An 11,242-nucleotide genomic window follows, 5' to 3' on the forward strand; every position below is an offset into this window, starting at 1 on the left:
TGGTGCTGCCACTGGCCGGCTGGCTGTACGTGCGCCAGATGGAATCCCTGCTGCGTGATGGCCAGGCCCAGGCGCTTTCGGCGTCGGCACGTGCGCTGGCCCGGACGCTCGCGGTGCTTGATACCGATCTTCCCCCCGCGCGCGGGGGCTGGTATGTGCAGGACACATCGGTGCCGATCACCGTCGACGGCTATGGTGACGACTGGGCCACGATGACGCCCTGGTCGCAACCGCTGCCGGGCAATGCCAAGCTGATGCTGGCCCGCGAGGGCGACTGGCTTTACCTCTTCATCGACGTGCGCACGGCCCGTCGCACGCGGCCGGATGTTTTCGACAATGCCGCGCGCCGCGCGGACCATGTCACCCTGCTGCTTGGCCGAGGGGTAGAGCAGCGCCGTTACCTGATTGCCTCGGACGCTCCCGGTGCCGTCACGGCAACCAGCATCGACGAGGCTGCCGGCAACCTTCCCGGGCAATTGCAGGCCCAATGGCAGGAAGACGGCAGCGGCTACCGCGTGGAGCTGCGCATCCCGGCCAGCATTGTCCTGGACCGATTGGGCGTGGGCATCTATAGCGCCGCCGCGGGCGGCGACCCGGTGGCGCAGGAAGCGCGGCCGCTGATCGGCTTCTCGCCCTCGACCTCCGCCGAACTCGGCCGGCTGGCGCCGCCGGAAGTGCGCGTGCGCCTGCTGGCGCCGGGAGCGTGGCTGCTGGCCCAGCACGGCAAGCTCGGCGTGGCCGACCTGCCACCGGCGCAGCGGCCAGGATGGTTTGCCTCGCTGGTCTACGCCTCGCTGCTGTCCCGGCGCCTGGACCCGGCCGCCGAATGGGCTGAAGACGCGCCGAGGGTTGATCTTCCCGAAGTGCGCCAGGCGCTGGGCGGCGCGCCCGCGGTGGCCTGGCGTGCCGGGCAATCGCGCGGCAGCGTGGTGCTTAGCGCCGCCATGCCTGTGGAGGTGGAAGGCAGCGTGCGCGCGGTGGTGGTGCTCGAGCAGGCCAACCGCAATGTGCCTCTGCTGGCCAACCGGGCCTTGCTTGGGCTCTTCATCATCAGCTTCCTTGCCCTGCTGGTGGCTGGCGGCGTGCTGTTGGCGTTCGCCACCCGCCTCACCCTGCGCCTTCGCCGCCTGCGCGACGCCGCGGAGCTCGCCCAGCAGAACGACGGCCGTCTGGACGGCCGGTTCCCGCTGACCGACGCCAGCGATGAACTGGGCGACCTGGCCCGCAGCTTCGACCAGTTGCTGCAGGTGGTGGGCGGTTACACCGACTATCTGCGCACGCTGGCCTCGAAGTTGTCGCATGAACTGAATACTCCGCTGGCCATCGTCAAATCCTCGCTGGACAACCTCGAGCAGGCCGCGCTGCCGCCCGAGGCCGCCCCGTATCTGGCGCGTGCGCGCGACGGCGTGGCCCGCCTGGGTACGCTGGTGCGGGCGATGAGCGAGGCCAGCCGCATGGAGCGGGCGATCGCCGCGGCGGAAGCGGAGGAAGTGGATCTTGCCGCCGTGGTGGGCGGCTGCGCAGCGGCCTACCGCGGCCTCGCCGGCGATCGCAGCGTCGAATGCGTACTGCCCGACGGGCCGCTGCGCATGCACGCGGCGCCGGAACTCCTGGCCCAGGCGCTGGATAAATTGTTCGACAACGCGCTGTCGTTCACGCCGCCGGGCGGCTGGTTGCGGGTGAGCCTGCGGGAAGTCCCCGATGGCGCCGAGATCGAGCTAGCCAACCAGGGGCCGCCGCTGCCCGAGGCCATGCACGGCCGCCTGTTCGACTCGCTGGTGAGCTTGCGCGACAAGGCCACGCCCGGCGACGCGCCGCACCTGGGGCTGGGCCTGTACGTGGTACGCCTGGTGGCCGAGCGCCACGGCGGCACCGCCAGTGCGCACAATCTTGCCGATGGCTCGGGCGTGGCCTTCGTGCTGCATGTCCGTCCGATGACACGTCACCGACTGTAGTTGCCGCTACAATCGAACGTCTTTGACGCGCGGATGCGAACGACGTGATCTCCCGTGACGAATTCGATGCACTGGCGGCCCAGGGCCACACGCGCATCCCCCTGGTCCGCGAGGTGTTTTCGGACCTGGACACCCCGCTGTCGGTTTACCTGAAGCTTGCCGACGGGCCGTATACCTTTCTGTTCGAATCGGTCGAAGGCGGCTCCACGTGGGGTCGTTACTCCATGATCGGCCTGCCGGCGCGGCGTGTGTATCGCCTGCGCGGACACACGCTCGAAGTGGAAGACAGCGGCGAGGTCGTGGAAACCCGCACTCTGGCCGATCCCTTGGGCGAAATCGAAAAGCTCCGCGCCCAGTACGACGTACCCAGGCTGCCGGGCCTGCCCGCGTTCACCGGTGGGCTGGTGGGCTACTTCGGTTTCGAAACCATTGGCTACATCGAGCCGCGCCTGGCGCAATGGGACAAGCTCGATGAATTGGGCACACCCGACGTATTGCTGATGCTGGCCGAGGAACTGGCGGTTTTCGACAATCTCAAAGGCCGGCTGTACCTCATCGTCCACGCCGATCCTTCGCGTCCCCAGGCCTATGCCGAAGGCCAGCGCCGGCTCGATGCACTGGTTCATCGCCTGCGCCAGGGCGGGGCAGGGTATCCGCAGCCCACGCAGTCCGTGGCGCTGGACGAGACCGATTTCAAATCCTCCTTCACCCGTGAGGAATACGAGGCGATGGTGCGCCGCGCGCAGGAATACATCCGCGCCGGCGACATCTTCCAGGTGGTGCCCTCGCAGCGCCTGTCCGTGGGCTTCCACGCGCGGCCGGTAGATGTCTACCGTGCCTTGCGCGCGATGAACCCCTCGCCGTACATGTACTTCATCGACATCGGCAAGACGCAGATCGTCGGTTCGTCGCCGGAAATCCTGGTGAGGCTGCAGGAGGGCAAGGTGGTGCTGCGGCCAATCGCGGGCACCCGGCGTCGTGGCGACGACGAAGCCCAGGACAAGGCCCTGGAAGAAGAATTGCTGGCCGACCCGAAAGAACGCGCCGAGCACCTGATGCTGATCGACCTCGGCCGCAACGACGTGGGCCGGGTCAGCCGTACCGGCACGGTGCGCCTGGCCGATTCCTTCGTGGTTGAGCGCTATTCGCACGTGATGCACATCGTCTCGCAGGTGGAAGGCGAGGTTGCCGACGGCATGTCGTACATGGATGTGATCAAGGCGACGTTCCCGGCCGGCACTGTCAGCGGCGCACCGAAGATCCGCGCCCTGGAGATCATCCAGGAACTGGAACCCTTCAAGCGCAACATTTACGCGGGGGCCATCGGCTGGCTGGGCTGGTGGGGCGACGGCGATACCTGCATTGCCATCCGTACCGCGGTGATCCAGGACGGCCGCCTGCACGTGCAGGCCGGTGGCGGCGTGGTGTTCGATTCCGACCCCGGCGCCGAGTGGGAAGAAACCATGAACAAGGGCCGCGCGCTTTTCCGCGCCGTGGCCCAGGCAGTGGAAGGGCTTTGATGCGCGTGCCTGTCGCAGGTGTGCTGTTTGCGCTGGCCAGTGTTGCCCCGTTGCCGGCGCTGTCGCGCGCCGCGCCGCCGTGGCCCGATTCCCAGCTCACGCGCACGCAGGCGGTGGCATTGCTGCAGACCTTCAACGCAGACCTCTTAAGCCATCCCAGCGCCACGCTCACCCTGGAAGGCTGGTGCGGCGCCCATCATCTGGCGGATCCCGCGAAGATCATCGCCCAGCGTGATCGCATCGAAAAGCCCCTGTCGGCGGAAGACCGGCAGCTGATGGGCATCGGCGCCGATGAGCCGGTGCGCTACCGCCGCGTGAAGCTTGCCTGTGGCGGCCATGTGCTTTCCGAAGCGGACAACTGGTATGTGCCGGCGCGGCTCACGCCGGAAATGAACCACATCCTGGACACCACCGACCAGCCGTTCGGCAAGGTCGTTGCCGCGCTTCATTTCCGACGGGAAACAAAGTCGGCGGAAACGTTGTGGCACGCGCTGCCCGGCGGATGGGAGATCTCGCAGTCTTTGCCAAGGGCGAGCCGGCCGCTGGCGATACCCGACCAGGTGCTCCGGCACAAGGCCGTGCTCTACGACGGGCAGGGACGACCCTTCAGCCTGGTGGTGGAAACCTACACCAGCGAGCTTTTCGCCTTCCCGGCGCCACCCGGATCGGCCACACCGCGCTAGGGCATATTCAAGCCCCGTGAGATTTTGCCGATAAAGCAGGCATCGAATCTCCCGCGTCCGGGAATCCATGCCATGAGCGACCTCAACTACCGACCGTACCAGCGTCCGCCGATGACCCGCGGGCTCGATCCCCAGCGCGTGAACTGGCTGTGGCGCCTGGTGTGCGAAGTGGCGGGACTGGACGCCAACGACGTGGTGGCTGCCCTGCACGCAATGCAGGTACCGGTGGATCACCAGCGCGTGGCCAGCTGGCTGGCCAGTGATCGCGACGACAACTATTTCCCGCTGACCGTCGCCGAAATGGAGCGAAACCTGCGCTCGGTGCTTGCGTTGCGCAAGGTACTTGCCGAGGCCAGCGCAGAGGCACTTGGGAGTGAAGAGGGTGACGCTACCTCACACTACGCACCTGACTTGGCACCATCGGCGGTCGAAAGCGCAGCTACCGCCTAGCCGCTAACAGAACCGGCCGTCACGGATCACCAAAAGTAAGGCTTATGCAGCCATCGCCAAGGCGCTGGGGGCAGAGTTGACGCTTGCACCGACCAGGCGCCCCACGTTGGAAGAAGCAAGGGAGTTCTTCTCCGGTGACGACTAAAGCGATTCGTCATTTGGCGGTGTCGACGCCGCAGGGGAACAGCGGCGTACTCGCACGCGAGAACGGATATTTCTTTCAATACAGTCCGGACATCGCACCGGAGTCGGAAATCGCCCTCAACATGCAACGGCGGATGGAGCCTTACCGCAGTCAAACGCTTCTGCCCATCTTCGAGATGAATCTCCCCGAAGGCTATTTCATCTGCATGGGTATTGTCCGCGAGGCGGGTGTGCCTGTGCCGGATTTCTACCTGTCCGAAAACCGCAGGCTCTTCGTCATGCGGCGCTTCGATCGAACGTCGGCAGGTGAGCCGATTGGCTTTGAAGACATGGCATCGCTCATGGGACGGTCGGCGCAAGAAAAATATACTGGAAGCTATACGCAGGTTGCGCGCGCAATCGAGGCTTACTGTGCTCCAGAGCATGTCAGCCAGGCTAAGGCGCAGCTCTTTGACCAAGTCGTGCTGTCGGTCATGCTCGGCAACGGCGACGCGCATCTGAAGAATTTTGGTCTTCTCTACACCCATCCCTTGGCGGGCGATGTACGGATGGCGCCTGCCTACGACATCGTCAATACAACCCGTTACATCCCGGAAGACCAGTTGGCTCTGACCCTGAATGGTTCGAAGAGCCTGTTCCGGGCCCGAGCCGAGATCCTTCCCTTCGCGAAGGTCTGCGGTATCTCCGACCCTGTTGAACGCCTCGGGCAGCTTATTCGTGCCGCGGAGACCATCATGTTCACGCAGCAAGAGCTATTGGACGATGAGACCGAGCTCAGGGATGCCATTCGGCAAGGCATCGATCTCTTTACCGATACATACGAGCGAGCGTAAGCAATGCGACCGAATCGCCTTCGGCCTCGCATGCCAATGTGATCGTCAACGCAACTGGCTGTCCTTGCTGCCGCGTCGGTTGAACAGATGGGCGCCGGTTGTGTCGTCGGCCGCTTGCTGGCACGCCACGCACAGGCGGACGCCGGGAACAGCCTTCCGCCGCGCCGCGGGAATCGGTGCGTCGCATTCCTCGCATCGCTTCAAACCAGGACCGTCCTTCAGTTGGCGACGTGCGCGTTCCACCGCGTCGTTCACCGTCGCGTCGATCTGATCCTGCACAGCGCCATCGCCTGCCCAGCCGGTTGCCATGTCGCCTCCGCCTTCTTTCTTTAGCCCTAGGTACCCAATATCGGGGTGAACCGATACGGATCAATCCGTTATGGGCGCGCCCCGATGGTACGCCCCGGTCCGTTTGACCTTTCACCCGCGCAGGCGTAGCTTACGGCTCGTCACGGTTTGCATCTCTTCATCAAGATAGAGAGATGCAATTAAAAGGGAAGTCCGGTGAGGCCCTAGGGCTTATTCCGGCGCTGCCCCGCAGCGGTGTGTGGAAACGACCTTCGCCACAAGCACTGGCCTCCCTTTGGGGGCCGGGAAGCGGCGAACATTAGGCAAGGCGCGATGCGCCTTTCGTCCACGAGCCCGAAGACCTGCCGCGACCAGGGAGCGATCCCTGTTTGACCTGGAGCTTCCGCGGGGAGGCAACCGGAGCCATGCGTTGCGGCCTTCTGTGCCGTGGCGCCTTCCTCCGTGCGTCCCCGTGTGTTGATCCGGTTCGCCCGCGGGGGCGAAGGTCGCTGGCGTGGCGGGCGCGTCCTTCTCCCTAGGGCAGCTTGCGCGCGGTTCCTTCGTTCCTCTTCATCACGCATGAGAGGAAACGCTACACATGACGAACATTGCCAACCTTGGATTCCCGCGCATGGGGACCAAGCGCGAACTCAAGCGCGCACTGGAGGCTTACTGGGCCGGCGACAGCAGCGCGGAAGTCCTCAACGACACCGCACGGGGCCTCCGCCACCGCCACTGGAACCTGCAGCGCGACGCGGGCGCCCACATCGTGCCCTGCAACGACTTCTCGCTTTACGACCACGTGCTCGACACCGCCTTCCTGTTCGATGCCATTCCCGAGCGCTACCGTGCGCTGGCCGACGCCGATCCGCTGGCCGGCTACTTCGCCCTGGCGCGCGGCACGCAGAAAGGCGGCTACGACCTGCATGCGCTGGAGATGACCAAGTGGTTCGACACCAACTACCACTACCTTGTGCCCGAGCTCACCGGCGACCAGGTGTTCCGCCTGCGCGGCGACAAGCCGGTGGCCGAGTACCTGGAAGCCCGCGCACTGGGCCTGCAGGCCCGCCCGGTGCTGCTGGGGCCTGTCAGCTTTCTCCTGCTGGCCAAGACGGTGGATGGCAGTGACCGCCTGGCGCTACTGGATCGCCTCTTGCCGGTATATGCCGAACTGCTCGGTCGGCTGAAGGCCGCCGGCGCCACGTGGGTGCAGATCGATGAGCCTTGCCTGGTGCTCGACCTGGACGCCGATGACCAGGCGGCGTATCGGCGCGCCTACGCACATCTGGCGAAGGTGGAGCGACCGAAACTGATGTTGGCGACCTACTTCGGCGAGGTTGGCGACAACCTGCCGCTGGTGCGGGAACTGGCCGTAGACGGCCTGCATGTCGACCTGGTGCGTGCCCCAGCGCAGCTGGACAAGGTATTGCTGGCCTGGCCACGGGACCTGGTGTTGTCGCTAGGCGTGGTCGACGGGCGCAATGTATGGCGCACCGATCTTGATCGCGCGCTCGTGCTTGCCCGGCAAGCGCGAGACGCAATCGGCTCGGCATCGCTTGAGTTGGCGCCCTCGTGTTCGTTGCTGCACGTGCCGATCGACGCGTCACTGGAGCGCTCCCTGCCGAAGGAGATTCACGATTGGCTCGCCTTCGCACGGGAGAAAATCAAGGAACTGCGCGTCCTTGGTGATGCCCTGGACGGCAAGCTGCAAGCGGAGGTCGCCCTGCTCGATGCCCGCGGACGCCAGGACCGCCGCCGCCATTCAACGTTGGTGCATCGTCCGGACGTTGCCGCGCGACTGGCTGCGATCGGGCCTTCAGCCACGCGTCGCCAATCCGCCTATCCCGAGCGCCAGCAAGCGCAGGCCAAACGGCTGGGCTTGCCGCTGTTCCCAACCACCACGATCGGTTCATTCCCACAGACGCACGAGGTGCGCGAGGCACGGGCGCAGAACAAATCGGGCAAGCTCAGTGACGCCGACTACGATGCCTTCCTGGCAACCGAGACCGAAAAATGCGTGCGCTTCCAGGAACAGATCGGCCTGGATGTTCTGGTGCACGGCGAGTTCGAGCGCAACGACATGGTGGAATACTTCGGCGAGCAGCTTGACGGCTTCGCCTTCACCAAACTCGGTTGGGTGCAGAGCTACGGCTCGCGCTGCGTCAAGCCGCCGATCATCTTCGGCGACGTGCGCCGCCCCAAGGCGATGACGGTGCGCTGGTCGCAGTACGCGCAGTCGCTCACCGACCGGCCGATGAAGGGCATGCTTACAGGCCCGGTCACCGTGTTGCAGTGGTCGTTCGTACGCGACGACCAGCCGCGCTCGGCTACCTGCCGTCAGATCGCGCTGGCCCTGCGCGACGAAGTACTGAACCTGGAAGGCGCGGGCATCGGTGTGATCCAGATCGACGAGCCGGCCTTGCGCGAAGGCCTGCCACTGCGCCGCGCCGATTGGAAAACATACCTCGACTGGGCGGTGGAAGCCTTCCGGCTCACCGCCTCGGGCGTGGCGGACGAAACCCAGGTGCATACCCACATGTGCTACTCGGAGTTCAACGACATCATGGACGCCGTGGCGGCGATGGATGCCGATGTCATCTCCATCGAAACCTCGCGCTCGCGCATGGAACTGCTCGATGCCTTCGTACGCTTCCGCTACCCCAATGAGATCGGCCCCGGTGTTTACGACATCCACTCACCCCGGGTGCCGCGGTCGTCGGAGATGACCGACCTGCTCGAAAAGGCCGTGGCCGTTCTTAAGCCGCAGCAGTTGTGGGTGAATCCTGATTGCGGGTTGAAGACTCGTGGATGGCCGGAGACGCGTGCAGCATTGGAGGCGATGGTGGCTGCGGCGAGGGAGATGCGGTCAGGTGTGACTGCGGCGGCCTGAGGTGGCCTTGGTTGAGAACGCGGTAGCGTGCCCAATGAGCGGGCAATCGGCTTCCCCGATACTGCATGCCGACTGTCTACAAGATTATCAAGTTTCGTGCGTCAGTTGGCAGCGTGGCGCTGATCGATCACGCTGCGCGGGTTGTGGGTAAAAGCCGTGCCGAATTCATCTTGGATGCCGCGTGCGAGGAAGCGCGCAAGGTCCTGGCTGATCAGGTCCACTTCAGACTAACCGCGGTGCAATTCAAGCGGTTCAACGAAGTGTTGGAGGCGCCTTTGGAGGATGCCGACGCATTGCGCCGTCTGCTCGACACGCCTGCGCCCTGGGCGTGTTGATACTTGGCGGCTCGCGGCGGCCATACTCTGGGGAATGACCCTAGTACACAACATAAGTGTTGTTGACAACACTTATGTTGCTATACTGCCCGCGAACAATCGAACGGCAGGAAGCCGATGAAGTACAGCGAGTTCATACGATGGCTTCGGGCGCAAGGAGTGGTCTTTGAACGGCAGCGAGGAAGTCACCAGTTCGTGACGCTTAACGACAGGACTTCTGTCGTCCCCAATCATGGATCGAAAGAAATTCCCGAAGGTTTGAGAAGAGGCATCCTCAAAGACCTTGGCCTGAAATAGGCCGTGGCAATCAACGGAGCGGTGATGCGATACGCAGTGAAAATCGTGAAGGATGGCGGTGCCTACGTGGCGACCTGCCGCGATCTCCCCGCCTTCAACAGTGTGGGCGATTCCCTGGCAGAGGCACTGCAGGAGTCCATCGATGCCATCGCCCTTGTCTTGCAGTGGCACATGGACCATCGGGAGCCACTACCTCGCCCGAGCGACAAGAAGCGAGGTGAGTTCTGGGTATCGCTTCCCGCGCTGGATGTGGCAAAGATTGGCCTGTACGAGGCCATGCGTTCACGCGGGCTGCGCAAGTCGAGCCTGGCCCGAAAGCTCGGCGTGCATGCACCGCAGGTCGATCGCCTGTTAAGCCTGACTCACAAGTCGAAGCTTGACCAAGTCGAGGCGGCCCTTGCCGTCCTGGGTTATCGAGTCAATGTATCCGTTGAGCCGTTCGACGGGCGTCGGGCGGCGTAAAGCGGGTGCGAATCCAATGGCCCCGGCACATGCCGTTGGGTTACATTTGGATGGGTATATCTGCGGGCCCGTTGCGTCATGTGTCTGTAAATCAATGAATTAGGCCGTTTATGCTTTTGATGATCGACAACTACGACAGCTTTACCTTCAACCTGGTCCAGTACCTGGGCGAACTGGGTCAGGAGGTGAAAGTAGTGCGCAACGACGCATTGTCGGTGTCGGATATCCGCGCCCTGGCGCCGGAGCGCATCATGATTTCGCCGGGTCCGGGCACGCCCAACGACGCCGGCATATCGCTGGATGTACTTCGCCACCTGGGCGGGCAAATCCCCATCTTCGGCGTGTGCCTGGGCCACCAGGCCATCGGCCAGGCCTACGGCGGCAACGTGGTGCGTGCCGGCCGGATCATGCACGGCAAGACATCGCCCGTTCGCCATCGGGGGCAGGGCGTCTTCGCAGGCCTTCCCAACCCGTTCGTAGCCACCCGCTACCACTCGCTGGTGGTGGAGCAGTCCTCGCTCCCCGATTGCCTGGAAGTCACCGCCTGGACGGAAAATGACGACGGCAGCATCGACGAGATCATGGGCCTGCGTCATCGCACGCTCAATGTCGAGGGCGTTCAGTTCCATCCCGAATCGATCCTCACCCAGCACGGTCACGACCTGCTGCGCAATTTCCTCGGCCAGCCGCTGTCGATCGCTGCATGAGCGGACGCCAGGTGATCACTCCCTCCGAGGCGTTGCAGCGGACCATCGAGCATCGTGAGATCTTCCACGACGAGATGGTCGACCTGATGCGCCAGATCATGAACGGGGAAGTGAGCCCGTTGATGACGGCCGCGATCATCACGGGCCTGCGCGTGAAGAAGGAAACCATCGGCGAGATCACCGGCGCTGCACGCGTGATGCGCGAGCTCTCCACCCGCGTGGAACTGCCGCCGCACGATCACTTCGTGGACATCGTCGGTACCGGCGGTGACGGTGCCAGCAGCTTCAACATTTCCACCGCGGCGATGTTCGTGGCGGCCGCGGCCGGTGCGCACGTGGCCAAGCATGGTGGCCGCAGCGTTTCATCGAAGTCAGGCAGTGCCGACGTGCTCGAGGCGCTCGGCGCCGCCATCGAACTGCGCCCGGCGCAGGTGGCCCAGTGCATGGCCGAGACTGGCATCGCCTTCATGTTCGCGCCCAATCACCATCCGGCGATGAAGGTCGTGGCGCCCGTGCGCCGCGAAATGGGCGTGCGCACCATGTTCAACATCCTGGGGCCGCTTACCAACCCCGCTGGCGCGCCGAACATCCTGATGGGCGTCTTCCATCCGGACCTCGTCGGCATCCAGGTGCGCGTGCTGCAGGAACTCGGCGCCGAGCGCGCACTGGTGGTCTGGG

General features: G+C 64.5%; 12 protein-coding genes and 1 riboswitch. Of the genes, 11 read left to right on the top strand and 1 reads right to left on the bottom strand.

What is annotated here, in order from left to right; translation table 11 throughout:
- The first annotated feature begins 2 nt into the window (after positions 1–2).
- The 5 genes from VK519_RS04875 (at position 3) to VK519_RS04895 (ending at position 5,585) form a co-directional block, all read left to right on the top strand.
- Positions 3–1,955, top strand: a complete 1,953-nt coding sequence (locus tag VK519_RS04875; RefSeq protein ID WP_324348009.1) for an ATP-binding protein — start codon at positions 3–5, stop codon at positions 1,953–1,955.
- Positions 1,956–1,999: 44 nt separating this feature from the next.
- Positions 2,000–3,475 (top strand): anthranilate synthase component I, encoded by a 1,476-nt coding sequence (trpE, locus tag VK519_RS04880; protein WP_324348010.1) that lies wholly within the window; start codon positions 2,000–2,002, stop codon positions 3,473–3,475.
- Positions 3,475–4,158 (top strand): hypothetical protein, encoded by a 684-nt coding sequence (locus tag VK519_RS04885; RefSeq protein WP_324348011.1) that lies wholly within the window; start codon positions 3,475–3,477, stop codon positions 4,156–4,158. Before trpE ends, VK519_RS04885 begins: the two co-directional genes overlap by 1 nt.
- A gap of 72 nt (positions 4,159–4,230) precedes the next feature.
- On the top strand, positions 4,231–4,608 hold the full coding sequence (locus VK519_RS04890; RefSeq protein WP_324348012.1) for a hypothetical protein: 378 nt from the start codon (positions 4,231–4,233) through the stop codon (positions 4,606–4,608).
- A gap of 134 nt (positions 4,609–4,742) precedes the next feature.
- Positions 4,743–5,585, top strand: coding sequence for a type II toxin-antitoxin system HipA family toxin (locus tag VK519_RS04895; RefSeq protein ID WP_324348013.1), 843 nt, complete (start codon positions 4,743–4,745; stop codon positions 5,583–5,585).
- Between the two features lie 45 nt (positions 5,586–5,630).
- Here VK519_RS04895 and VK519_RS04900 read toward each other — a convergent pair whose 3' ends face one another.
- Entirely contained in the window at positions 5,631–5,894 is a 264-nt protein-coding gene (locus VK519_RS04900) for a DksA/TraR family C4-type zinc finger protein (protein ID WP_324348014.1), read from the bottom strand.
- Positions 5,895–6,020: 126 nt separating this feature from the next.
- A riboswitch (cobalamin riboswitch) is annotated at positions 6,021–6,257 on the top strand.
- Positions 6,258–6,471: 214 nt separating this feature from the next.
- On the opposite strand from VK519_RS04900, the gene metE reads away from it, so the two are divergent.
- The 6 genes from metE to trpD form a co-directional block, all read left to right on the top strand.
- A complete protein-coding gene (gene metE, locus VK519_RS04905) occupies positions 6,472–8,763 on the top strand; it encodes a 5-methyltetrahydropteroyltriglutamate--homocysteine S-methyltransferase (RefSeq protein ID WP_324348015.1) in 2,292 nt (763 codons plus the stop codon).
- A 65-nt stretch (positions 8,764–8,828) separates the two neighbouring features.
- A complete protein-coding gene (locus VK519_RS04910; protein WP_324348016.1) occupies positions 8,829–9,098 on the top strand; it encodes a type II toxin-antitoxin system TacA family antitoxin in 270 nt (89 codons plus the stop codon).
- 117 nt (positions 9,099–9,215) lie between these two features.
- Positions 9,216–9,395, top strand: coding sequence for a type II toxin-antitoxin system HicA family toxin (locus tag VK519_RS04915; protein WP_324348017.1), 180 nt, complete (start codon positions 9,216–9,218; stop codon positions 9,393–9,395).
- Positions 9,396–9,419: 24 nt separating this feature from the next.
- Positions 9,420–9,857 (top strand): type II toxin-antitoxin system HicB family antitoxin, encoded by a 438-nt coding sequence (locus VK519_RS04920; RefSeq protein ID WP_324348018.1) that lies wholly within the window; start codon positions 9,420–9,422, stop codon positions 9,855–9,857.
- Positions 9,858–9,967: 110 nt separating this feature from the next.
- Entirely contained in the window at positions 9,968–10,564 is a 597-nt protein-coding gene (locus tag VK519_RS04925) for an anthranilate synthase component II (protein WP_324348019.1), read from the top strand.
- The coding region (gene trpD, locus VK519_RS04930) for an anthranilate phosphoribosyltransferase (RefSeq protein ID WP_324348020.1) at positions 10,561–11,242 on the top strand (682 nt) is incomplete at its 3' end. The genes VK519_RS04925 and trpD, both read left to right, overlap by 4 nt.

It is taken from the genome of Pinirhizobacter sp. (assembly GCF_035317885.1).
In the GTDB taxonomy this organism is placed as follows: Bacteria; Pseudomonadota; Gammaproteobacteria; order Xanthomonadales; family Rhodanobacteraceae; genus Pinirhizobacter.